The sequence below is a fragment of the Nocardia sp. MDA0666 genome (assembly GCF_003023875.1).
Classification (GTDB): domain Bacteria; phylum Actinomycetota; class Actinomycetes; order Mycobacteriales; family Mycobacteriaceae; genus Nocardia; species Nocardia aobensis.
The window spans coordinates 26,476-49,476 of sequence record NZ_PYHT01000011.1; the positions used below are offsets into that span (position 1 = coordinate 26,476).

A 23,001-nucleotide genomic window follows, 5' to 3' on the forward strand; every position below is an offset into this window, starting at 1 on the left:
TCCTCCGGTGCGGTGCGTCCCGGCCGGGCCACACGCGAGCGATCTGATTCTACTTCAAGGAGAATTGCATTCTCGTCGGCTATCGCGGGGCGCTGATACGCGCCTTCATCGCGGCCAGCCGGGCGGCGAATTCCGCGGAATCCAGCGATGCCACCTGGGGCACGATCTCCGCGTCGACGGCCTCGGCATGCGAGTCCAGTGTGCGCGTGTGGCGCATGGTGCGTTTGGTGGTGATCAGCAACTCGCGCGGCGCCTCGGCCGCGCCGGCCGCCAATTCGACTGCGGCGGAAACCAAGTCGTCGTGGTCACCGAGCACGACACGATGTACCAGGCCCGCACTGTGCGCCGCGTCGGCATCGAGGATCTCGCCCAGCAGCGTCATGGCCGCGGCCCGCTGCGCACCGACGGCGCGCTGCAACATCCACGTCATGCCGCCGCCGGGATGGATACCCAGCCGCAGGAATCGCGCATCGAACCGGGCGCGGGGCCCGGCGAGGCGCACATCCGCGGCCAGAGCCAGATTCAGTCCCGCGCCGACCGCGGCCCCGCCCACCGCCGCGACGGTGGGCAGCGAACATTCGGCCACGGCGAGGAATCCGGCGTAGATGGCCCGCAGACCCTCCTCCGCCGCCTCGCCCAGTGCGCTGAGGTCGGCGCCCGCGCAGAATGCCGGGGGAGCCCCGGTGATCACCACCGCGTACACGCCGGCATCGGCCTCCGCCTCGGCGATCGCCGCCGCCAACTGCTCGGACAGCCCGAGTGTCAACGCGTTTCGGCGCTGCGGGTCCGATACCGTCACCACCGCGACCGTATCGCGCCGCTCCACCGTGATCTCCGCCATGGCGTCATCGTAAGGGAGTGTGCGGTCGATACGATCCGGGAATCCCGGTCGAACCGGCCGAGCAAGGGAGACCGCATGAAGGCCGTCATCGTCTGTGTCTCGGTATCGCACGGCAATACCCGGCGTATCGCCGATGCCCTGGGCGAGGTGCTCGGCGCCCGAGTCGTCGGGCCCGACGAACTCGATCCCGGCGAATTGGCCTCCTGCGACCTCGTGGGATTCGGGTCCGGAATCTTCACCATGAACTTCCATCCCCGTTTGCGCGAGCTGATCCGGGCGTTGCCGACGCAGTCCGGCACCAAGGCCTTCGTCTACGCCACCAGCGGCATGCCGGAAACGCCCCTGCGCCGCTACACTCGTTCCCTCGCAACACTTCTCACCGATCGCGGCTTCACGGTGGTCGACACGTTCACCTGCCGCGGGCTCGATACCTGGCTGCCGATGCGGATAGTCGGCGGGGTCAGCAAGGGCCATCCCGACGCCGCCGACCTCCACGCTGCGCGTAGCTTCGCCGAAGGATTACGCGCCCGCATCACGGCAGGGTCCTGACGCTTCCGCACCCCGATCATTCGCCCGGCGGGCAGACAGCACCCGGCCCGCCGCGGCGATCGGCCGGTCAGCCTGCGGTCCGGCCGTCCAGTGACTCGCGGATGATGTCGGCGTGGCCGGCGTGCTGCGCGGTCTCGTGGATGAGGTGCATCAGCACCCGGCGCACGCTACGGACCGCCCCCGCCTCGTGCCACGGCGCGTCGGGGAGCGGGTGCGTGGCAGCGAGATCGGGTACCGCGGCGATGATCTCCTCCGTGCGCGCGGCGATCTGCTCGTAGCGGGCCAGAATGTCGGCGAGTGTTTCGCCGGGCAGCATCACGAAGGTGTTGCGGTGGTCGATGGCCCACTGCGGGAACTCCCGCGCGGTGCCGGAGGCGAAGTCCGCCCAGGTGACGCCCTCGGGCAGCTCGTATTTCATGGCCGAGGGGCCCTCCACGACGAACCGCTGCCAGTTGTCCTCCATCGCCGCCACGTGTTTGACCAGCCCGCCCAGGCTCAGCGCGCTGACGGTGGGATGCGCGCCGGCCTGCTCGTCGGTCAACCCGTCGACGGTGGCGCGCAAGGCGCTGCGCGCGGCGGCGAGCTGGGCGAGCAGATCGGCCCGTTCGCCGTCGAGTGCGGCCGCCGGGGTGTTCTCGATGGTCATCGTGGTCCTTTCGGGTTGTTGTCGACTCGGCACCGACGATCGCAGGGAACTAGGTCGGATCATGTCCGCTTGTCGCCGATGTAAGAAATTCACGGCGCGGGGCGACCACCACGCGCCTGCGGGCGACGGCTTGCGCTATAGGTCACCACCTCATCCTCGTCGCCCGGCCCGCCGCTTGACGAGATTCGGCTCGGCGCCTCGACCCGGCAATCCATGAGGCGCCGCACCCATCTGCTGTCGCGCCCGCCGCGCCGGAGGCTCCGAGACCAGCAGCCGCGTCGATCTGGTGTTCGACTCGAACTCACAGCTGCGGTCGCTGGCGGAGATGTATTCCGACCTGTGAGTCGATTGGTACACACGTACCACCGAGCACAGTTTTCCGGCAGTTGCGTTGGGGTTACGTTTGGTTGATTGCGACCAAACGTAAACGTAACAGCCAGGGCGGATTCAACGGAGACGTGTGGGCTGACCTCCGATAAGGTTCACTTATCGGGGGTCAGACCCACACGGAATCATGTGGCGTCCACCCTCTTTCGTTTCGTGTCATTCCGTTGGGTACGACGAAACAAACGCTACGATTCCTCTGTGTCGAGCATCTGTAACTACCCGGGCTGTACGCGCACCATCACCCGCGGCGGAACGCCGGGACGGCCCTCGGAATATTGCGATCACCCCGAGCACACCCGATGGCGGGCATGGCGGGAGCGACAGCGCCGCCAGGAGGAGGGCGACGAGCGGGAGGCGAACGTCACTGTGACGCAACCGGGTCCGGTGACCGCCGCCCGGTTGCGGGCCGACGAGATGCTCACTCAATTCCGGAGCCTGGCCGATCAGCTGAGTAACACGTTGTCCGTAGCCGTGGCCGAATTGTCGACTCTGGCCGACCCCTCGGTGGCGGAGGCGCAGGTCCAGGCCGTGCAGGCCGATGCCGCGCGCCGCATCGCCGAAGCCGAGGTGGCGACCGTGGCGGCGGAGAAGGCGCGACGCGAGGCCGAGGAAGCCCGCGCCGCAGCCGAATCCGCGGCCGAGGATGCCGCTGCGGCCGCCGAGTCCGCCGAAGCGCGCATCGCGGAGGCGCTCACCGCACGCGACGACGCACTGCGAGAAGTGCAGCGCGTCAGCAAACAGGCGGCCGACGACGTCTTCGCCGCACGCACGGAGGCCGACGCCGAGATCCGCGCGGTTCGCGCACAGTGTGCCCACGACATCGAGGAGGCGCGGCGGCAGGCCGCCGAACAGACCGACCTGGCGCGCACCACGTTCACCGCCGAACTCGAACAGGTGCGTCGCGACAGTGCCCAGCGCATCACCGCCGCCGGCGCCGAACGCGACCTGGCCGTCCAGCGCGCCGCCGACGCCGAACGCGCCATCGAGCGCGCCGAATCGGCTGTCGCCGAACGTAACCGGACCCTGGACGAGGTCAGGGCGGAATTGGTCCGCGCCCGCGGCGACATCGACCGGATGCGCGCGGAAGCGATTGCGGCACAACAGCGCGCCGCCGACGATATCGCCGCCGTGCGCGCCGAAGCCGCCGCGGCCGCCGAACATGTCGCACAGCAGACCGCGGCCCGGCTGGCGGCGGTCGAGGACGCGCGCCGCCAGACCCTGGCCCGAGCCGAACGCGCCGAGGCGCAACTCGATGCCGAGCTGTCGCGGCGTACGGGCACGCGGACCGGCGATGCGCGCGAATCCGGCACTGGCGCACCAGAAATGGCCGATCCCCGCTGATGTGGTGAACATTCTCGCAATCAACCGGCGCCAGGTATCGAAAACCACGCCGAGACCGAGTCGATCGTCGGCTTCGGTCGGGGCCGACCGCTATGCTCGACAACTGAATCAGCCACGGCTGCGACGGGCGTCGTGGGAATCGAGAGGTGACTAGTGAACGACGACGCCATGCGAGCGCGGCAAGCAAGGCCGAGCGTGGCACGGGTATACGACTACATTCTCGGCGGGCGCGACAACTACGGCGTCGACCAGAACCTCGCCGATTACTTCATCGACTTCCTGCCCGGTTCCGAGCAGGTGGCGATCACCGCCCGGGCGGCCACGCTCCGCGCCGTACGTAGCATGTGCGCCAACGGAATTCGCCAGTTCATCGATCTGGGGTGCGGACTGCCCACCGCCGAGAACGTGCACGACGTGGTGCGCCGCCAGCATCCCGACGCGCCGATCGTCTACGTCGACAACGATCCGTTCGTCGTCGCCCACGGCCGCGCGCTGTTGTCGGTCGACGATCGGATCGCGGTGCTGGGTCGTGATCTGTGCCAGGTCGCGGACATCGCCGGCGATGCCGATGTGAAGCGGCTGATCAACTTCGACGAACCGGTGGGCCTGCTGTTCGGGGTCGTGCTGGCGTTCGTGGAGGACAACGAGAATCCGGTCGGTGTGGTCGGCGACTGGGCCGCCCGTGTTCCGGCCGGCAGCCAGGTCTACATCTCGCATTTCCGTTCCGGGCACAACCGCGAGACCAACACCACCGAGCGGAAGGTGCTCGACGCCTTCGGGCGCGGTCGCTGGCGCAACGACGACGAGATCGAGGCACTGTTCGGCGATTTGGAACTGATCGATCCGGGCCTGCAGCCGTGCGCGCGCTGGTGGCCGGAGTCGGCCGCCGACGATTCCGGCAGTGGACGCGAACTCAGCGTGTGGGAGCAGCTGATCGTCGCGGGGCTGGCCCGCAAATCCGCCTGAGCCGCAGCAGGATCGGCGCCCGCGCTCAGCGCAGGGTGCCGATCCAGCGGCGCGTCTGCGCCGGATCGATCACATCGTCGAGTTCGAGTACCGTCGCGGCGGTGAGCGCCTTCCCGCTCTCGTAGGCCGCGCGCACCAGATTGTCGAACGCGGCGCTGCGCTGCACCGGATCCTCGATCGCCGCCAGTTCCTTCGCGAAGCCCAGCCGCACCGCTCCCTCCAGACCCATCCCGCCGATTTCCCCGGTCGGCCAGGCGACGACGAACCGCAGGGCACGGAACGAGCCGGCCGCCATCGCCTGTGCACCCAAGCCGTAGCCCTTGCGCAGGATGACGGTGCCCCACGGCACCGACATGGCGGCCGCGTCGATGAACAGGCGACTGAACTTCGTGACCGTGGCATGCTTTTCTGCCTCCGGACCTACCATGAAACCCGGTGTGTCACACAGTGATACGATGGGCAGGCCGTGTGCGTCGCACAGCCGCAGGAAGGCGCTGAGTTTGTCGGCGGCGGGGGCGTCGATCGCGCCGCCGAGGTGATGGCAGTCGTTGGCGATGAGCCCGAAGGGTCTGCCCTGTACGCGGATCAAGGCGGTGACCACGCCCACGCCCCAGTCGCGGCGCAATTCCAAGACCGAACCGGTGTCGGCGATCGCGGCCACGGCCGCGCGGATGTCGTAGGCCCGCAGCCGATCCTCGGGCACCACATGGCGGGCCAGGCGCGGGTCCGGCTCCTCCCACGTGTCCACGGTCCCTTGGAAATAGCCGAGATAATCGCGGGCGATCGCCACCGCCTCGGCTTCGTCGGCCGCGACGATGTGCACCACACCGTTGCGGCGCTGCACCCGCACGGGGCCGATCTCCTCCGGTGCGTAGACACCCAGTCCACCGCCCTCGATCATCGCGGGCCCGCCCATGCCGATATTGGCGTCGGGGGTGGCGATGACGACGTCGCACATCCCGAGCAACGCCGCGTTACCGGCGAAGCAGCGCCCGGACACGATGCCGATCAGCGGGACCGTGCCCGACAGCGCGGCCATCGCACGGAAGGTCGTCACGTCCAGTCCCGAGATACCCCCGTGATCGGTGTCGCCGGGCCTGCCGCCGCCGCCCTCGGTGAAGAACACCACCGGAAGTCGTTGTTCGCGTGCCAGTTCCAGCATCCGGTCGGTCTTGGCGTGATTGCGCATGCCCTGGGTGCCGGCCAGCACCGTGTAGTCGTAGGACATCACCACCGCCCGCGCGCGGTCATGCCCGAATCGGGCGGCGTCGACGGTCGCGACCCCGGCGACGAGCCCGTCGGCCGGCGTATTCGCGATGAGATCCTCGATGCTGCGCCGGGACCGCTGCGCCGCCACCGCCAACGCCCCGTATTCGACGAAACTGTCGTCATCGACCAGATCCGCGATGTTCTCGCGGGCGGTGCGCCGCCCCAGCCGGTGCCGTTTGGCGACCGCCTCCGGGCGTGCCTCGTCGAGTCCGGCACGATGGCGGGCCCGCACCTGCGCCAGATCGTCGCGTTCGGCGTCGAGATCCACGGCCGTGACGTCGGCGTCCTCGCCGTCGTGATCCGCGTCGTCCCACACCAGCAGTGCCGCATGCGGATCCACCACCGTCGCGGGCTCGGCCAGAACCCGCACCACCCGCAACGGCTGTCCGGCGCGGACCACGTGATGCATCTTCATCGCCTCGACGACGGCGACCTCGGCGCCCGCGGCCACCACCGTGCCCGGTTCGACGACACTGATCACCGTGCCACCCAGCGGTGAGCGCAACACCTGCTCGTCGCCGTCGTACCGGTCCACCGCCACCGGCGCAGCCTCGACCGGCGGCGCCGGCGGGGGAGCCGATTCCTCGGCCCGGGCGGTCAATTCGGCGCTGTGGCGTTCGAACCACAGTGTGTCGACCATGGTGTCGCCGGGCAACGCGTCGAGGACGGCGCGTTGCAGGGCGACCGTGGTGTCGACGCCGTCGATCGTGGTTTCGGCCAGGGCGTCGGCGGCCCGCCGCAGCGCCGCCGGGAAGGTCGGTCCGCGCGCGATGATCTTGGCCAGCAGGGAATCGAAACCGGCGCCTTGGCGCATACCGCTGTAGGCGGCGGTGTCCACGCGCACACCGGATCCGGTCGGCGGGGTGAACCGGGTGAGCACACCGGTACTGGGCAGGACATCGCCTGTCGCGCTGAGGATTTCGGCATTGACACGCACCTGCACCGCATACCCGCGGCCGGTGGCGGACAGCTCGAGATCATCGAGGGCGCGGCCCTGCGCGAGATCGAACTGCACGGCCACCAGATCCAGGCCCGTCACCTCCTCGGTGACGGTGTGCTCGACCTGCAACCGCGGATTGACCTCCAGGAACCAGGCGGTGTCGTCGCGCACCAGGAATTCGACGGTGATCACGCCCCGGCAGCCGACCGTTTCGGCCAGTCGTACCGCCTCGGCGTGCAGGCGCTCGCGCAGATCCGGCACGAGGGAGGGCGCGGGCGCGATCTCGATCAGTTTCTGGCGGCGCCGCTGCACGCTGCAATCGCGATCGCCGAGCGCGACCGCGCGCGAACCGTCGGCGATGATCTGGACCTCGATGTGGCGGGCGTGTTCGACCAGCGCCTCGGCGTAGACGGTGTCGTCACCGAAACCCGCGCGGGCCTCGGCCCGGCAGTGCGCGTAGGCCTGCGCCAGCTCCTCGCGGCGGCGCACCACACGCATGCCGCGACCGCCGCCACCGGCGGTCGCCTTGATCATCACGCCCTCGGGGTGGGCGGTGAGCAGCGCCTCGATCTGCTCGGGCCCGGCGGCGCCGGAGGTGGCGGGCAGTACCGCGACACCGGCCTGTTCCGCGGCGCGCCGCGCGGCGACCTTGTCACCGAAAATCCGCAGCACCTCCGGAGCGGGCCCGACGAACACCAGACCCGCCGCCGCACAGGCGGCGGCGAAATCGGCGCTCTCGCTGAGGAATCCGTAGCCCGGATGGACCAGCGCGCCCGGTCCCGCGATGGCGGCGGCCGCGACGACGGCGTCGATGTCGAGGTAGGCCGCGGCTCCCGCGCCGGGGAGCCGGACCGCCTCGTCGGCCAGCCGCACCGGCATCGCGTCCGGTTCGTCCGCCGTCGACAACGCCCGTGTGCCGTAGCCGCGCTCTCGCGCCGTACGCAACACCCGGACCGCCACTTCACCCCGGTTCACCACCACCACCTGCATGCCGCCAGTCTGATTGACATTGACGTCAACGTCAATATGCTGGACGGTATGACGTCGGCGTGGAGAGTGCGCGCGGCCCGGGAACGCTCGGAGACCGACCGGCATCGTGGCCTGCTCGATGCCGCGGCCGACGTCTTCATCGAACGCGGCTACGCGGCGACCACCGTCGCCGCGATCACCGCCCGGGCCGGCGTCTCCCGCGCGACGCTGTATGTGTACTTCGCCTCCAAGGACGAAATCTTCCACGCCCTCGCCACGCGGGTGCGCGACGAATTCCTCGCCGCCCAGGAACCCGATCTGACCGACTCCGATCCGCGAGAGATGTTGCGCGCCACCATCGAATCGTTCGCCGAAGCGGTGCTGCACGCCGGGCCGCTGCTGCGATTGATCGAGGAGCGCGGCACCGTGGACCCCGAGATCGGCGAACTGGCCGCCGAAATCTCCGAACGCCCCATCCGCCGCTTCACGCGCTATCTGGACCGCGAACACCGCGCCGGCACCATCGCCCCCACGGCACCGGTCCGAGTCGTCGCCGAAACCGTCGGCTACGCATTGACCCGCGGCATACTCGACCGCCGCGCCGATCCGCCGCACGAGCGCGCCCGATACCTGGGGGAGATGCGGCGCATCGCCGAAACCCTGCTCGGGCTGCGTCCGGCCGCCGAGAATTCGGCTTGACCTTCACGTTACGGCAACTTCTACCGTCGAAGACGAGGCCGGAGCGACCGGCCTCAGGACAGATGGGAAGCACCATGAGCTGGTCGATCGCGGAGGTGGCGAAGATGTCGGGAGTCACCGCCCGCGCCTTGCGCCACTACGACGACATCGGCCTGCTCACCCCGGCTCACGTGGGCAGCAACGGCTATCGCTACTACGACGAGCACAGCCTGCTGCGGCTGCAGCAGATCCTCGTGCTGCGCGAGCTGGGGCTCGGACTCGCCGAGATCGCCGAGGCGGTCGACTCCGAACCGGACACGCTGGCGGCGCTCAAACGCCAGTACGCCCGGCTGCTCGCCGAACGCGACCGGCTGGGACGGGTGGCCGAGACCGTGGCGCGCACCATCGCCGAACTCGAAGGGAACAAGGAGATGTCAGTGCAGATCAATCGCCCGGAGAATCTGTTCGCGGGCTTCGATCACACGCAGTACGACGACGAGGCCCGGCAGCGCTGGCCCGAACAGTTCGAGCAGTCCCGGCAGGCGAGCGCCGACATGACCGCCGAGGATGTCGAGCGCATGCAGCGGGAACTGACGGCGACGATGATCCGGATGGCCGAGTTCATGGCGGCCGGGACACCGGTCGAGGATGCGGCGGTACAGGCCGAAATCCACACCCAGTACGAGGGAATCCGCTGTTTCTGGACCCCGAACCGCAGCGCCTACACGTGCCTCGGCCAGATGTACGTCGACGACGAGCGGTTCAAGGCGAACTACGACCGGATCGCGGCCGGCCTGGCCGAATACCAGCGCGACGCCATGGCCGTCTACGCCGAGCAGCGGCTCACCGACTGATCGGCGCCGGCGGTGGCCGCCTCGCCGCGGCGCACGACGAGCACGCCGGTGAGGACCAGCACCCCGCCGAGAAGCTGAACGGGGCGCGGGGCCTCACCGAGCAGTGCCCACGCGAAGATCAGGGCCGCTACCACCTCGAGCAGGCCCGTGAACGCCGCGGCGCGGGAGCCGAGCACGCGGGTGGCGGCAATGCCGGCGACGTAGGCGAGGGCGGCGGTCACGGTGCCGAGGATCGTGAGCGGCAGCCACCACGGCACCGTGACATCCTGGTACACAACGGGATTCGTGCTCGCGACCAGTGGAAGAACGCCCGCTCCGCCCGCGGCGAGCAGCCCGAGCCCACCCACCAGCAGTCCGCCCGCGGCCAGCACAGTTCCCGGCAGTGTGCCGTCACCGCGCGCGGAGAGCAGGAAATAGGCGACCCCGCAGGCCATGGCGAGCAGGGCCCACGCGATGCCGATCCGATCGGCTGCGCCACCCGAACGCAGATCGATCACCAGCACCAGCCCGGCCAGGCCGAGGAACGCGCCGACCACTGTCGGCACCGCCGGCCGTTGGTGATGACGCAGCCACAGCCAGCCGACCACCGCGATCGGGGAGGTGTATTGAATCAGCAACGCCTGCCCCACCGCCAGATGCGCGACGGCGGTGAAATAGGCCAGCTGCACCCCGGCGATCGCCACCAGGCCGTACCCGATGAGCAGAAACGCGTTGACACGCAACAATTTCCAGTTCCCCCGGAGCTGGGCGACCGCGAGCGGCGCGAGCACCGCCGCGGCAATGAGGACCCGCACGATCACCACCGCCGCGGAACTCCACCCGGCGTTCATCAGGGCGCGAGCCACGGGGCCGGACAGTGCGAACGACACCGCCGACACCACCGCGCAACTCGTGCCGGAGCCCAGCCGCCGCCCGGCGCCGGCGTCGGGCGCCATCCTCGACATGCGAGAACGCTAGGCCCGGCGTCGACGGCTGTCACATGATTTTCGCGGGGGCGGCGCCACGGTCAGCTACGGGGAGTGGTCACGGCCACGAGTTCCGCCACCGCATCGGCGGCGGGAGTGCTGCCGCCGGTGAGCTCCACGATGACCCGGTTCAGCGCCGGTTCGTGCAGGGCCGCGTCGATGAAGGCGGCGACATCGTCGCGGGCGACCGACCCGTATTCGATGGCCGGCCCGGCGGTGACGGTGCCCGAACCCGGATCGTCGAGCAGCGTGCCCGGGCGCACGATGAGCCAGTCGAGCGCGGTGTGGGTCAGGTGGACGTCCGCGGACTTCTTCACCCGCATGTAGTGCTCGAACCCCTCGGAGGTTTCGCGGTCGCGGCCGGCATCGGGGAATACCGATACCAGCACGAAGCGCGAGACGCCCGCCTGCGCCGCGGCGGCGGCCGCCTTCTCCAGGCCGGCGCCGTCGATCGCCGTGGTCTTGTCGGGGCCGGTGCCGTGTGCGCCCGCGGAGAACACCACGGCGTCGTGCCCGGCGATCTTGGCCGCCAAATCCTCGACGGTGTCGTGGATCAGGTCGCCCGCCACCGGCGTCGCCCCGGTCGCGGCGACGGTCTCGGCCTGTTCGGGATTGCGGTGCATACCGGTGACCTGGTCACCGCGGTCCGTCAGCCGTTGCGCGAGGCGGCGGCCCACGCCGCCCGCCGCGCCGATCTGGAACACCTTCACGAGTGATCACCTCTCTGTCGGCGAGTGCGGTCCAGTGCCGATTGTGGACTCCGCGCCGACACGCACCGCGCCCGGGTGTGCCACATCAGCCGCGACGAGTACCGGGGGGAACGGTTCGGAGGCGAGGCCGGATCGCGGCGGAAGATGGCGTGCAACTGGGCGCGGACCAGTCGGTTCCGGACGGAAATACCAGAGGGCGAGCGGTGAGTGCTACATGATCGCTGGAAACCGCCGTTATCGACTCCACATTCGTTGCCGCCGAAATACGCCGATTGCCAATGATCAGCGATTACGGTGCCAGTGTTCGTGTGACGGTGTGAGGCGATCGCGCGGGACGCCGCGATCCGGGCGAGAGGCGGGCAGATGGCACGTACCGCACGCGGGAACGGCGCGGCCCTGGATTCCGAAGTGACGGCAGCGCTGATTCGCAGTCGCCGGTTCTTCACCCGCGCCACCGTCTCCGCGGATCTGCGCACCGAATACGTGCGCGGCGGCCGCCAGGCCGACGAGTTCTACCGCGAACGCTGGGCCCACGACAAGGTGGTGCGCTCTACGCACGGCGTCAACTGCACCGGATCGTGTTCGTGGAAGGTGTATGTCAAGGACGGCATCATCACGTGGGAGACCCAGGCCACCGACTATCCGTCCGTCGGTCCCGACCGCCCCGAATACGAGCCCCGCGGCTGCCCGCGCGGCGCGGCGTTCTCCTGGTACACCTATTCACCCACCCGCATCCGCTACCCGTACATCCGCGGTGTGCTGCTCGAAATGTATCGAGAAGCCAAGGCGCGCACCGGCGATCCGGTCACCGCCTGGGAATCGATCGTCTCCGATCCGGAGGCTGCCCGGCGCTACAAGAGCGCGCGCGGCCGCGGCGGACTGGTCCGCGCCGGCTGGGAGGAGGCGGTGGAACTGGTGGCCGCCGCCCATGTGCACACCATCAAAACCTATGGGCCCGACCGGATTGCGGGCTTCTCACCGATCCCCGCGATGGCGATGGTGTCGTTCGCGGCCGGCTCGCGGTTCATCTCGCTGATCGGCGGGTCGATGCTGTCGTTCTACGACTTCTACGCCGATCTGCCCGTCGCCTCCCCGCAGGTCTTCGGCGATCAGACCGATGTGCCCGAGTCCGGAGACTGGTGGGACGCCGGCTATCTCATGATGTGGGGCTCGAACGTCCCGGTGACCCGCACCCCGGATGCGCACTGGATGACCGAGGCCCGCTATCGCGGCCAGAAGGTGATCGCGATCGCGCCCGACTACGCCGACAACGTGAAATTCGCCGACGAATGGCTCGCCCCGCATCCGGGCACCGACGCCGCCCTGGCAATGGCGATGGGCCATGTGATCCTGCGGGAATTCTTCGTCGACCGGCAGGTGCCGTATTTCGAGGACTACGTGCGCCGGTTCACCGATCTGCCGTTCCTGGTGCGGCTGGACGACAGCGACGGCGTGTACCGTCCCGGCAAATTTCTCACCGCCGCCGATCTCGACGAATTCGCCCGCACCGAAAATGCCGATTTCAAGACCGTCCTGCTGGATGAGCAGGGAAATCCGGTGGTGCCCAACGGTTCTCTCGGGTTCCGCTACGGCGCCGACGGTGCCGGACGCTGGAACCTGGAGTTGGACGGTGTGCAGCCGGCACTGTCGGCAGCCGGCGACCAGACGGTGGTGGTGGAACTGCCGCGCTTCGACACCGCCGACGGCGCCGTCGCGGTCATGCGGCGCGGCGTTCCCGTGCGCACGGTCGGCGGCCATCTCGTCACCACGGTGTTCGATCTGATGCTGGCCCGCTACGGTGTGCGGCGCGAGGGCCTGCCGGGGGAGTGGCCCACCGGTTACGACGATGCTTCCCATCCCGGCACTCCGGCCTGGCAGGAGGCGATCACCGGGGTGCCGGCCGCCGCCGCGGCGCGCATCGGACGCGAATTCGCCGCCAATGCCGAACAGACTCGAGGCCGTTCGATGATCATCCTCGGCGCCGGCACCAACCACTGGTTCCACTCCGACACCATGTATCGCACATTCCTGGCCCTCACCACCCTCACCGGCTGCCAGGGACGAAACGGCGGCGGCTGGGCGCATTATGTGGGCCAGGAGAAGTGCCGGCCCGTCACGGGCTGGGCGACGGTGGCCAACGCCACCGACTGGACCCGACCGCCACGCCATATGAACCAGACCGTCTACTGGTACCTGCACACCGATCAGTTCCGCTACGACCCCTTCGCCGCCGACACCCTCACCACGACCACCGGCCCCGGTGACCTGTCCGGGCGCAGCACCGCCGACCTCATCGCACAGGCAGCGCGTATGGGCTGGACCCCCTCGTATCCGACTTTCGACCGCAACCCCCTCGACCTGGCCGACGAGGCCGCACGTTCGGGCCGCACTCCCGCGGACCATATCGTCGACCAGCTGACGAAGGGAAAGCTGCGGTTCGCCTGCGAAGATCCCGACAACCCGGCGAATTTCCCTCGCGTGCTGTCGATCTGGCGATCCAATCTGCTCGGCTCCTCCGCGAAGGGCAACGAATACTTCCTGCGTCACCTCCTCGGCGCGGACTCCTCGCTGCGCGCCGAGCAAGCCCCGCCGGATGCCCGGCCACGCGAGGTGGTGTGGCACGAACAGGCACCGGAGGGGAAACTCGATCTGCTGCTGACGCTGGATTTCCGGATGACCAGCACCACCATGTACTCGGATGTGGTGCTGCCGGCCGCGACCTGGTACGAGAAATACGATCTGTCCTCCACCGATATGCACCCGTTCGTGCATTCGTTCAGCCCGGCGATCGCACCGCCGTGGCAGACCCGCACCGACTGGGACGCGTTCGCGAGCATCGGCGCCGAATTCAGCCGCTTGGCACGCCGCCACCTCGGGGTGCGCACCGATATCGTCGCGACACCACTGCTGCACGATACCCCCGACGAACTCGCCACCCCGCACGGTGCGGTGCGGGACTGGAAAACCGGTGCCTGCCAACCGGTTCCGGGTCTGACGATGCCTCGGCTGACCGTCGTCGAACGCGACTACGGCGCGGTCCGCGCGAAGATGGGCGCACTCGGGCCACTGGTCGACCGGCTCGGCGCGGCCACCAAGGGCGTCACCTTCGACGTGAGCCGGGAAGTGTCGGACCTGGCCGCGCGCAACGGCATCGTGCGCGGCGGGCCGGCCGCCGGGCGCCCCAGCCTCGAACGCGATATCGACGCCTGCGAGGCGATCCTGGCACTGTCGGGCACCACCAACGGCCGTCTCGCGGTGCAGGGCTTTCGCACCCTCGAACAGCGCACCGGCACCCCGCTGGCCGATCTGGCCGCCGAACACGCGGGCACGCGCATCACCTTCGCCGACACCCAGGTCGCGCCCGTGCCGGTGATCACCTCACCGGAATGGTCCGGATCCGAAAGCGGCGGGCGGCGATACTCGCCGTTCACCGTCAATGTCGAACGCGCCAAACCGTGGCACACCCTCACCGGACGCCAGCACTTCTATCTCGACCACGACTGGATGGCCCAGGTCGGTGAGCAATTGCCGGTCTTCCGGCCGCCGCTGGACATGTCGGCCCTGTTCGACGAACCCCGATTGGGGCAGCACGGTGAGCGCGGACTGTCGCTGCGCTATCTGACCCCGCATTCGAAGTGGTCCATCCACTCCGAATATCAGGACAACCTGTTGATGCTGAGCCTGTCGCGCGGCGGCCCGACGATCTGGATCTCCGATCGGGACGCGGCGAAACTCGGTGTGCGCGACAACGAGTGGATCGAGGCGGTCAACCGCAACGGCGTCGTGGTGGCCCGCGCCGTCGTCTCGCATCGCATGCCGGAAGGCACGGTGTACATGCATCACGCCCAGGACCGATTGATCGACGTCCCCCTGGCCGAAACCTCCGGCAAGCGCGGCGGCATCCACAATTCGCTCACCCGGCTGCTGATCAAACCCACACATCTCATCGGCGGCTACGCGCAATTGTCGTTCGCCTTCAACTATCTCGGCCCCACCGGCAATCAACGCGACGAAGTGACCGTGATCCGCCGCCGCAGCCAGCAGGTGAGCTACCGATGAGGCCCATGGCGCACCTGGCGATGGTGATGAACCTCGACAAATGCATCGGCTGCCACACCTGCTCGGTGACCTGCAAACAAACCTGGACCAACCGCGCCGGAGTCGAATACGTCTGGTTCAACAACGTGGAAACCCGTCCGGGACAAGGGTATCCGCGCACCTACGAGAATCAGAGCCGCTGGAAAGGGGGCTGGGTCCTCGACCGCAAGGGCCGGTTGCGGCTGCGGCGCGGCGGCCGCATGCGGACACTGTTCACGATCTTCGACAATCCGACTCTGCCCGAGCTGTCGGACTACTACGAACCCTGGACCTACGACTACGACACCCTGACCACCGCTCCGCTGCAACGGCATCCGCCGGTCGCGCGGCCGCGCTCGCTGATCACCGGCCGCGACACCGCCGTCACCTGGTCGGCCAACTGGGACGACAACCTGGGCGGCGCCCCCGAACTCGCCGCGGCCGATCCGCTGCTGGACAAGGTCGGCGACAAGGTCAGATTCGAGTTCGAGCAGACCTTCATGTTCTATCTGCCGCGCATCTGCGAACACTGCCTCAACCCCGCCTGTATGGCGGCGTGTCCGTCCGGGGCGATCTACAAGCGCGCCGAGGACGGCATCGTGCTGGTCGATCAGGACCGGTGCCGCGGCTGGCGCATGTGCGTATCGGGATGCCCGTACAAGAAGGTGTATTTCAACCACCGCACCGGTAAGGCGGAGAAATGCACCTTCTGCTTCCCGCGGCTCGAGGTCGGCCTGCCGACGGTGTGCGCGGAAACGTGTGTGGGACGGCTGCGCTATATCGGCGTACTGCTCTACGACGCCGACACCGTCACCGATATCGCGTCCACCCCGGACGAACGCGATCTGTACGCCGCGCAACGCGACGCCTTTCTCGATCCGTTCGATCCGCAGGTGATCGCGGCGTGTGAGCGCGCCGGAATTCCGCGCGACTGGGTACAGGCCGCGCAACGCTCCCCGGTCTACGCGCTGATCCGCACCTATCGGGTCGCGCTGCCACTGCATCCGGAATACCGCACCGTGCCGATGGTCTGGTACATCCCGCCGCTGTCACCGGTGGTGGATGTGCTGCGCGATACCGGCCACGACGCCGAGGACCACGGCAATCTGTTCGGCGCGATCGAGGCCCTGCGCATCCCCGTCGACTATCTGGCGCAACTGTTCACCGCGGGTGACACCGCACCGGTCGAGGCGGTGCTGCGGCGAATGGCGGCGATGCGCAGCTATATGCGCGATGTCAACCTCGGCCGTCCGCCGCGCCCGGAGATCGCCGCCGCCGCCGACATGTCCGAGGAACAGCTCTACGACATGTATCGGCTGCTGGCACTGGCGAAATACGAGCAACGCTACGTCGTTCCGACGGCTCATGCCGAACAAGCGCACGGGCTCGAGGAACTCGCCACCGAATGCGATCTGGACCGCGACGGCGGCCCGGGGATGGGCGGCTGGGGACCGTTCGGCGAAAGCTCCGGCGGACCCACTCCGGTGGCGGTGGAGAACTTCCGCATGTTGCAGGACCGCCAGACCGCCGACGCGCCCACCTCGGAACCGACGCGGGTGAACCTGCTCAACTGGGACGGGCGCGGGCGGCCGGAGGGCCTGTTACCGCGGCGCCGCGGCGGGAGGCATCGCCCATGACCCGCACGACGACGCGCTGCGCGGCATGGCAGATCCAGTCGCTGCTGCTCGGCTATCCCGATGCGGCGCTGCTGGATTCGCTTCCACTGCTCACCCGGGCGACGGCGGCGCTGCCGGTCGCGGTCGGCACCCCCGTGCGTCCGCTGCTGTCGCACCTGGCGAGCACGCCGCCGATGCTGCTGGGCAGCGAATACGTCGACACCTTCGACCACCGCAAGCGGTTCAGCCCCTACCTCACCTACTTCTCCCACGGCGACACCCGCAAACGCGGAATGGCGTTGCTGCGCCTCAAACAGCTCTACCGGCGCGCCGGGTGGCAACTCGACGACGCGGAACTACCCGACCATCTGGCCGTCGTCCTCGAATTCGCCGCCACCGAACCGGAAGCCGGACTGCGGGTGCTGACCGACCACCGCGCCGGCGTCGAGGTCATGCGAGCAGCCTTGCGCGAGTACGGATCTCCGTGGGCCGGAGTACTGGATTCGGTATCGGCCACATTGCCGCCGCTGCGTGGCACCGACAGCGAGGCCGTGGCCCGGCTCATCGCCGCCGGCCCGCCCGGTGAGGAGGTCGGCACGGAGCCGTTCGCACCGCCCACCTACATGCCGACACCGATCGGAGGCCGCCGATGACCGTGAGCGCGATCGACGTGCTGCTGTGGGTGGCGGTGCCGTACGCGGCGCTGGCGGTCTGCGTGGTGGGGCTGATCTGGCGCTACCGCTACGACAAATTCGGCTGGACCACCCGCTCCTCGCAGCTGTACGAGAACCGGCTGCTGCGCCTGGGCAGTCCGCTGTTCCACTACGGCATCGTGTTCGTGTTCCTCGGTCACGTCCTGGGTCTGGTGATCCCGCAGTCGTGGACCGAGGCGATCGGTATCAGCGAAAGCGCTTATCACATCGTGTCGTTCAGCCTCGGCGCGATCGCCGGCATCGCGACGGTGGCCGGGCTGGGCATCCTGATCTACCGCCGCCGCACCGTCGGCTCGGTGTTCTCCGCGACCACCCGCAACGACAAGATCATGTACGTGCTGCTGGGCCTGACCCTGGCGCTCGGCCTCGCCGCCACCGTCTACGGCAACGCGACCGGCGATCCGCACAACTACCGCACCGACGTGTCGCCGTGGTTCCGGTCGCTGTTCTATCTCGACCCGCACCCCGAATTGATGGCCGGGGCGCCGGCGGCCTTTCGGCTGCACGCGCTCTCGGCCTGTGCGCTGTTCGCGTTCTGGCCGTTCAGCCGGCTCGTCCACGTATTCTCCGCGCCCGTCGGCTATCTGACGCGGCCCTATCTGGTCTATCGCAGCCGGGACGTGTCGCTCGGGGCGCACCGGCCGCCGCGCGGCTGGGAACGGGTGCCGTAGCGCGCCGGAATTCTCCGAGAGGGGTTCTGCCGGATCAGAGCGTGCCCGGATGTGGTCGCAGCAGTACCGGCGCACCGTGGGCTGGCACGTTGGTGATGTTGCGGATGCGCCCGCGTTCGCGAGTCCGCACCGGAGCCAGGGCGAATCGGCCCAGCACCTCCGACAGCACCGCCGTGCCCTCCATCAACGAGAATCCCGCGCCGATACAGCGGCGCACGCCCCCACCGAACGGCAGCCAGGTATTGGCGGCGACGCTGCCGTCGAGAAAGCGTTCGGGACGGAAACTTTCAGGTTCGGGATGATTGTCGGGATTCGCATGCGCCAGCACGATCGAGGTCTGCACGACGGTGCCGCGGGGCAGGGTGTACCCGCCGATCGTCGTCTCGCGCGTCAGCCGGCGCAAGGTGCCGCCGATGACGGGATGGCGGCGCATCGCCTCCTTCAGCACCGCTTCCAGATATTTGTCGTCGCCCTCGGCGGCGGCGCGCCGCGCCCGCTGCTGCACCTCGGGGTGGGCGGCCAATTCGAACATCGCCCACGACAGCGCCGACGCGGTGGTCTCGTGCCCGGCCAGCAACAGGGTCACCAGCTGATCGCGAAGTTCGGCATCCGAGAGCGGCTCGTCACCGGCCTCCGCGCCCACCGCGAGCAACCGGGCCAGCACATCGGCGCGGTCGCCGGGACCCGGCTCGCCGCGCCGGCGCGCGATCTCCTCGTAGAGCAGCGCGTCGATCGCGTCCTTGTTGTCGGCGAACCGCTTCCACGGGCCGAAACGCTGCAGCCGATGCCATTTCCAACCCAGGAAGATCAGCGGGCCCACATCGACCAGATAGCGCAGCCGCGGCGCGAGCTCGGCACGCCCGCGCTGCTCGCTGATACCGAACACCACCTGCATGATCACATCGAGTGTCAGTTCGTTCATCCGTGGCAACGTCACGAGGGTGGTGCCCGGCTGCCATTGGTCGATGTGATGTTTGGCGATGGCCTCGACCACGTCGCGATAACCGCGCAGCGCCGAGCCGGTGAACGCCGGCATCAACAATCGGCGGGCGCGGGCGTGTTCGTCCTCATCGGTGAGCAACAGCGAATGCTGCCCCATCACCGGCTCCAGCACCCGATTGCCCTCGCCGGCATGCAGATCCGCCGGGGCGCCGGCGAAGATTTCGCGGATGTGCTCCGGCCGCGAGAACACCACCAGATTCTCGGCATACGGTGCGATCATGCGCATCGTGTAGACATCGCCGTAGCGGCGCGACGCCACCCCGGCGAACCAGCCCCGCCATTTCGCGTGCAGCAGCGTCTGCGCCACTCGCGGTAGCCGGGGACCCGGCGGAAAAACAGTGCTCATGAGGCAACCTCCCGGCGGGCCGCAACGGTGCGAGATCCGATACCCCACCTACGGTAGCCCGGTAGCCGTTACCGAACCACACACGTTCTACGAGCGGATGTGCGGCTGCCCGATAGCTGATCGGCCGGGCCGAACCTGTGAAATTGCGCAGTGCGCATCGTCCGGGGCCATATCATCAGGGCCATGCCCACCTTCCGAGCGGCCGGACGCAGGGATGTCTTCGCTGGTGATGCTTGGCACCTGGCGTGCGCGATCGGCTGTGGGTCGATCGTCGTCGGGGTGGTTCTGCTCGTTTGGCCCGATAAGTCCGTTCAGGTAGCGGAGCTATTGCTCGGCACGATGCTGCTGTTGACCGCCGCCTGGCAATTCACGGTGGCGTTCCGGGCGCGCATCCGCGGCGGGCTCAAGGCGCTGGAATTCGTGAGCGGGGCCCTGTCCGTACTACTGGCGCTGTGGTGCATGCGCAGCGGAGACTGGGTGGCGTTGCTGGCCATGTGGGTCGGGATGGGATGGATGATCCGCGGCATCGTGCAGGCCATCGTCGCGGCCTGGTCGGAAGATCTGCCGAAGCCGGGCCGGCGCGAAGGCTACGGCCTGGCGACACTGCTGGCCGGGCTGATCGTGCTGGTGTGGCCGATCGACACCGTCGCGGCCCTGTCGGTTCTGGTCGGTGTCTGCCTGATCCTGCTCGGCGCGATGGAGATCCGCATGGCCGTACGCGTGCGTCGTCCGGAACGCGGCGGCGACCAGGTCGGGGTGCGCGGCCTGCTCGGTCCGCGCGCACCCACCCCGGTCCGGGCCGCGGATTAGGGTCGGCATATGGCTGTCGTTCACCACACCACCCTCGAGCCCGGCAAACTAGAGCTGCTCACCGCATGGCTGCCGACGCGCGAATGGTTCACCGGCACAACGCCACATCTGCACAAGGCGGGTGGTTTCCGCCTCGACGACCCCGACGGCGAGGTGGGCATCGAGCACATGCTCGTCGTCGACACCGCCGATGCCCGGCAGCCGGTCTACCACGTGTCGATGACCTATCGTGGCGCCCGGCTTCCCGGCGCGGACGCGGCCCTGATCGGTACCTCCGAACACGGCGTGCTCGGGACCAGGTGGATCTACGACGCCGCGCATGATCCCGTGGCACTCGCGCAGATGGCGGCGCTGCTCACCGGCCGCGCGGTGGCCCAGGACCAGAACCGCAGCGACACACCCGCCGGCACCGTCGAGGTGTCCGTCGTCGATCCGGAAACACCGAAGGCCGTGCGCGTCAACCGGATTCCGTCACGGTCGGCCGCATCCGCGCGCGGGTGGGTCCGAGTGGGCTGGACCGATGCGGAGGGCGCCACGGCCGAGGGGGTCGTGCTGGAGGCAGCGGTGAACTGAACGCGCACGCGTGCGGCCGGAAGGAGTCGAGGTGATGATCGGCAGATACGGAGACCGGACGGCAGCGGTGGTGGTTTTCGGCGTGGCCGCCGCCACCGCGCTCGCCGGTTGTGCGCAGCACGACTCCGGAACCGGCACATCGGCTCGCCCGGCCACCGAAACCTCCGCCGCACAGGCGCCTTCGCCGCAGGCGAGCCCCCCGGCGGGGCCCACCACCTCCTCGGCCGTCGCCGCATGCCGGCCGCGCCAACTGGACATCGCCGCCCACACCCTGTCGCCGGGCATGATGCATCGCGGCGTCGAACTGACCTTCACCCTCGCCGCCGATAACCCGCCCTGCACGATCGGCGGCTATCCCGGCGTCGACACCGGCGAGGGCGGCCCGGTCCTGCACGCCCGACGCACCCCACGCGGCTATATGGGTGGCCTGCCCTCGGACGACGACACTCCGCCCACCGTCACCGTCCTGCCCGGCCGCCCCGCCCGCGCGGTCGTGGAGGGGTCCGCGATGGGCCCGGCCGGGGAGGATTGCCCGCTGTACACGAGTCTGGCTGTGACAGCCCCCGATTCGACCGACACCCACACCGTGCACACCACCATCGACACCTGCGCCCTGGAGGTGCATCCGGTCACCGGCTGAAGCTACCCGCGTCGCGGTGCGCCGGATCTCAGGTGAGGGCGAGCATCCGGCACGGCCCACCCGTACCGCCGATGTGATCGGGCACGCCGACCACGACGGTGGCACCGGTCGGCGGAACCGAGCCGAGGTTGGCCACCATCTCCACGCCGTAGCGGCCGCCGCCGAGGAATGCGGTGTGTGCGCCGTAGTCGAGATCGGCCGCGTGGTCGAGGCTGAGCGTATCCACCCCCGCGCCGGCGATATCGCGCTGGTGCACAAGGTATTCCGCGGCCTCGGCGCAGAAGCCGGGGGCATGCGGGGTGCCCTCGACGTCGAGATTGACGAAGGCCGCCGGATGAGCGAGCCGACGCTCCCACCCGGAATACATGGCGACGAAGGCACGCGGCGGAATGCGGCCGTAGATCCGCTCGAAAGCATCGATGTCGTCGATCGTGACCGTGGCGTCGACGTCGAACGACGCCTTCGCGCTGATGTCGATCACGATGAGCGGAGCCACCAGATCGCGCGCCGAGAAGGTGTCGGGCCCCACCCCGCCGGATGCGCGGCGCAGCGGTGCGTCGACATGTGTTCCGGTGTGCTCCCACAGCGCGATCGCGTTCTGATCGAAACCTCCCAGCGCATGCCATCCCACCGGAACCATCGCGAACGGCGGATTGCCCGGCCACATCGGCGTATTCGGCCCCACCCGATGCGTGAGGTCGACGACTGCTCCCGTGCCCGCGCGTGCGACCGGCGCGGTGGCCGCCGCCAGTGCCGCCAGGCCCGCGGCGCCCGACAAGGCGCGCCGCGACGGAACCGCCGGGAAATCGGCGCTGTCGTGGGCGATCCGGACGATCCGAGGTGCGCACATGGTGACCGGCAGCTTAGTCGCTGCCTGGGCACACCGGCAGGGGACGGCGAGTGGCCCTCAGGCCGGGATGCGAGGTGGCCGGTGCCGCAATGCTTCTCGTTCCCGATCGATGAATTCGGCGAACGTCGTGGCCGGTCGTCCGGTGAGATCGGCCACCGCCGAGGTGGTTTCGGACAGTCTCTACGGCCATTTCGCCGCGCGCTGGTCGCCGCACTGTTGTCCGAACGCAACGAGACACTGTTCGATCGCGGCGAGAACCTCTGCGATCGGCAGGAGGAACCCGCCGAGAACCTGGCGGCATGGGTCGCACTCGTGGTCGAGCACGCCGCCACCTGTCAGGGATCGGCCGCCCTGCTCGCCGAGGGTGCACACGACGACGACCATGAACTGCACGCCGACTGCGCGAGGATGGATCACATCACCGAACGACTGACCGAGCGTGCGCGGGATGCGGGCGCGCTGCGCGCCGAGGTCACGGCCGCGGATATCGCCACCCTGATCAACGCCGCGGCCTGGACGCGCGAGCAGGCCGGGGCGGACCGCGCGCACCGCCTCATCGCGGTGGCGCGGACCGGCCTGTTCGAGTGA

20 protein-coding genes are annotated in these 23,001 nt (G+C 69.0%); 13 read left to right on the forward strand and 7 right to left on the reverse strand.

All coding sequences use genetic code 11. The features are described 5' to 3' along the window. Positions 1 to 79: 79 nt before the first annotated feature. Positions 80 to 841: an enoyl-CoA hydratase gene (locus C8258_RS17025; protein WP_106956021.1), complete on the reverse strand. Its 762-nt coding sequence runs from the start codon at positions 839 to 841 to the stop codon at positions 80 to 82. A gap of 75 nt (positions 842 to 916) precedes the next feature. Here C8258_RS17025 and C8258_RS17030 point away from each other — a divergent pair, with 75 nt between their 5' ends. Beyond that, positions 917 to 1,390 (forward strand): flavodoxin family protein, encoded by a 474-nt coding sequence (locus tag C8258_RS17030; protein WP_106956022.1) that lies wholly within the window; start codon positions 917 to 919, stop codon positions 1,388 to 1,390. A 67-nt stretch (positions 1,391 to 1,457) separates the two neighbouring features. On the opposite strand, the gene C8258_RS17035 is transcribed toward C8258_RS17030, so the two are convergent. After that, positions 1,458 to 2,036 (reverse strand): DinB family protein, encoded by a 579-nt coding sequence (locus C8258_RS17035; protein WP_106956023.1) that lies wholly within the window; start codon positions 2,034 to 2,036, stop codon positions 1,458 to 1,460. A 585-nt stretch (positions 2,037 to 2,621) separates the two neighbouring features. Between C8258_RS17035 and C8258_RS17040 the strand changes: the two genes are divergently transcribed. Together C8258_RS17040 and C8258_RS17045 are read left to right on the forward strand one after the other, a co-directional pair. Then, entirely contained in the window at positions 2,622 to 3,764 is a 1,143-nt protein-coding gene (locus C8258_RS17040) for a hypothetical protein (RefSeq protein WP_233225144.1), read from the forward strand. A 168-nt stretch (positions 3,765 to 3,932) separates the two neighbouring features. Further along, entirely contained in the window at positions 3,933 to 4,730 is a 798-nt protein-coding gene (locus tag C8258_RS17045) for an SAM-dependent methyltransferase (protein ID WP_106956140.1), read from the forward strand. 25 nt (positions 4,731 to 4,755) lie between these two features. On the opposite strand, the gene C8258_RS17050 is transcribed toward C8258_RS17045, so the two are convergent. After that, entirely contained in the window at positions 4,756 to 7,929 is a 3,174-nt protein-coding gene (locus tag C8258_RS17050; protein WP_106956024.1) for a carboxyl transferase domain-containing protein, read from the reverse strand. Positions 7,930 to 7,977: 48 nt separating this feature from the next. Here C8258_RS17050 and C8258_RS17055 point away from each other — a divergent pair, with 48 nt between their 5' ends. After that, on the forward strand, positions 7,978 to 8,607 hold the full coding sequence (locus C8258_RS17055; protein ID WP_158271270.1) for a TetR/AcrR family transcriptional regulator: 630 nt from the start codon (positions 7,978 to 7,980) through the stop codon (positions 8,605 to 8,607). A gap of 74 nt (positions 8,608 to 8,681) precedes the next feature. Next, positions 8,682 to 9,440, forward strand: a complete 759-nt coding sequence (locus C8258_RS17060) for a MerR family transcriptional regulator (RefSeq protein ID WP_106956141.1) — start codon at positions 8,682 to 8,684, stop codon at positions 9,438 to 9,440. On the opposite strand, the gene C8258_RS17065 is transcribed toward C8258_RS17060, so the two are convergent. Next, positions 9,413 to 10,384, reverse strand: a complete 972-nt coding sequence (locus tag C8258_RS17065) for an EamA family transporter (protein ID WP_106956026.1) — start codon at positions 10,382 to 10,384, stop codon at positions 9,413 to 9,415. The genes C8258_RS17060 and C8258_RS17065 overlap by 28 nt on opposite strands. 62 nt (positions 10,385 to 10,446) lie before the next feature. Then, the gene (locus tag C8258_RS17070; protein ID WP_106956027.1) at positions 10,447 to 11,115 is read right to left on the reverse strand and encodes an NAD(P)H-binding protein; all 669 of its coding nucleotides are present in this window, start codon (positions 11,113 to 11,115) and stop codon (positions 10,447 to 10,449) included. Positions 11,116 to 11,478: 363 nt separating this feature from the next. Here C8258_RS17070 and C8258_RS17075 point away from each other — a divergent pair, with 363 nt between their 5' ends. From C8258_RS17075 to narI, 4 genes are read left to right on the forward strand one after another with little or no spacing between them, the layout of a single operon-like run. After that, positions 11,479 to 15,174: a nitrate reductase subunit alpha gene (locus tag C8258_RS17075; RefSeq protein ID WP_199195737.1), complete on the forward strand. Its 3,696-nt coding sequence runs from the start codon at positions 11,479 to 11,481 to the stop codon at positions 15,172 to 15,174. Beyond that, complete coding sequence (narH, locus tag C8258_RS17080; protein ID WP_106956028.1) at positions 15,171 to 16,829, forward strand: nitrate reductase subunit beta; 1,659 nt, start codon at positions 15,171 to 15,173, stop codon at positions 16,827 to 16,829. Before C8258_RS17075 ends, narH begins: the two co-directional genes overlap by 4 nt. Then, complete coding sequence (gene narJ / locus C8258_RS17085; RefSeq protein WP_106956029.1) at positions 16,826 to 17,461, forward strand: nitrate reductase molybdenum cofactor assembly chaperone; 636 nt, start codon at positions 16,826 to 16,828, stop codon at positions 17,459 to 17,461. The genes narH and narJ overlap by 4 nt, the downstream gene beginning before the upstream one ends. After that, the gene (gene narI, locus C8258_RS17090; protein ID WP_106956030.1) at positions 17,458 to 18,192 is read left to right on the forward strand and encodes a respiratory nitrate reductase subunit gamma; all 735 of its coding nucleotides are present in this window, start codon (positions 17,458 to 17,460) and stop codon (positions 18,190 to 18,192) included. The genes narJ and narI overlap by 4 nt, the downstream gene beginning before the upstream one ends. A gap of 34 nt (positions 18,193 to 18,226) precedes the next feature. Here narI and C8258_RS17095 read toward each other — a convergent pair whose 3' ends face one another. After that, entirely contained in the window at positions 18,227 to 19,540 is a 1,314-nt protein-coding gene (locus C8258_RS17095; protein WP_106956031.1) for a cytochrome P450, read from the reverse strand. 183 nt (positions 19,541 to 19,723) lie between these two features. On the opposite strand from C8258_RS17095, the gene C8258_RS17100 reads away from it, so the two are divergent. From C8258_RS17100 to C8258_RS17110, 3 genes are read left to right on the forward strand one after another with little or no spacing between them, the layout of a single operon-like run. Further along, complete coding sequence (locus C8258_RS17100; protein ID WP_106956032.1) at positions 19,724 to 20,350, forward strand: HdeD family acid-resistance protein; 627 nt, start codon at positions 19,724 to 19,726, stop codon at positions 20,348 to 20,350. A 9-nt stretch (positions 20,351 to 20,359) separates the two neighbouring features. Further along, positions 20,360 to 20,923, forward strand: coding sequence for a 1,4-alpha-glucan branching protein (locus C8258_RS17105; RefSeq protein ID WP_106956033.1), 564 nt, complete (start codon positions 20,360 to 20,362; stop codon positions 20,921 to 20,923). Between the two features lie 34 nt (positions 20,924 to 20,957). After that, positions 20,958 to 21,563, forward strand: a complete 606-nt coding sequence (locus C8258_RS17110; protein WP_106956034.1) for a DUF4232 domain-containing protein — start codon at positions 20,958 to 20,960, stop codon at positions 21,561 to 21,563. Between the two features lie 28 nt (positions 21,564 to 21,591). On the opposite strand, the gene C8258_RS17115 is transcribed toward C8258_RS17110, so the two are convergent. Further along, positions 21,592 to 22,413: a cyclase family protein gene (locus C8258_RS17115; protein ID WP_106956035.1), complete on the reverse strand. Its 822-nt coding sequence runs from the start codon at positions 22,411 to 22,413 to the stop codon at positions 21,592 to 21,594. 81 nt (positions 22,414 to 22,494) lie between these two features. Here C8258_RS17115 and C8258_RS17120 point away from each other — a divergent pair, with 81 nt between their 5' ends. Further along, positions 22,495 to 23,001, forward strand: coding sequence for a TetR family transcriptional regulator (locus C8258_RS17120; RefSeq protein ID WP_106956036.1), 507 nt, complete (start codon positions 22,495 to 22,497; stop codon positions 22,999 to 23,001).

Coding starts and splice junctions, on each gene's coding strand:
- narH (WP_106956028.1), top strand. CDS start 15,171: ATGAGGCCCATGGCGCACCTGGCGATGGTGATGAACCTCGACAAATGC.
- C8258_RS17030 (WP_106956022.1), top strand. CDS start 917: ATGAAGGCCGTCATCGTCTGTGTCTCGGTATCGCACGGCAATACCCGG.
- C8258_RS17050 (WP_106956024.1), bottom strand. CDS start 7,929: ATGCAGGTGGTGGTGGTGAACCGGGGTGAAGTGGCGGTCCGGGTGTTG.
- C8258_RS17075 (WP_199195737.1), top strand. CDS start 11,479: ATGGCACGTACCGCACGCGGGAACGGCGCGGCCCTGGATTCCGAAGTG.
- C8258_RS17025 (WP_106956021.1), bottom strand. CDS start 841: ATGGCGGAGATCACGGTGGAGCGGCGCGATACGGTCGCGGTGGTGACG.
- C8258_RS17105 (WP_106956033.1), top strand. CDS start 20,360: ATGGCTGTCGTTCACCACACCACCCTCGAGCCCGGCAAACTAGAGCTG.
- C8258_RS17100 (WP_106956032.1), top strand. CDS start 19,724: ATGCCCACCTTCCGAGCGGCCGGACGCAGGGATGTCTTCGCTGGTGAT.
- C8258_RS17110 (WP_106956034.1), top strand. CDS start 20,958: ATGATCGGCAGATACGGAGACCGGACGGCAGCGGTGGTGGTTTTCGGC.
- C8258_RS17060 (WP_106956141.1), top strand. CDS start 8,682: ATGAGCTGGTCGATCGCGGAGGTGGCGAAGATGTCGGGAGTCACCGCC.
- C8258_RS17115 (WP_106956035.1), bottom strand. CDS start 22,413: ATGTGCGCACCTCGGATCGTCCGGATCGCCCACGACAGCGCCGATTTC.
- narJ (WP_106956029.1), top strand. CDS start 16,826: ATGACCCGCACGACGACGCGCTGCGCGGCATGGCAGATCCAGTCGCTG.
- C8258_RS17055 (WP_158271270.1), top strand. CDS start 7,978: ATGACGTCGGCGTGGAGAGTGCGCGCGGCCCGGGAACGCTCGGAGACC.
- C8258_RS17045 (WP_106956140.1), top strand. CDS start 3,933: ATGCGAGCGCGGCAAGCAAGGCCGAGCGTGGCACGGGTATACGACTAC.
- C8258_RS17095 (WP_106956031.1), bottom strand. CDS start 19,540: ATGAGCACTGTTTTTCCGCCGGGTCCCCGGCTACCGCGAGTGGCGCAG.
- C8258_RS17065 (WP_106956026.1), bottom strand. CDS start 10,384: ATGTCGAGGATGGCGCCCGACGCCGGCGCCGGGCGGCGGCTGGGCTCC.
- narI (WP_106956030.1), top strand. CDS start 17,458: ATGACCGTGAGCGCGATCGACGTGCTGCTGTGGGTGGCGGTGCCGTAC.
- C8258_RS17035 (WP_106956023.1), bottom strand. CDS start 2,036: ATGACCATCGAGAACACCCCGGCGGCCGCACTCGACGGCGAACGGGCC.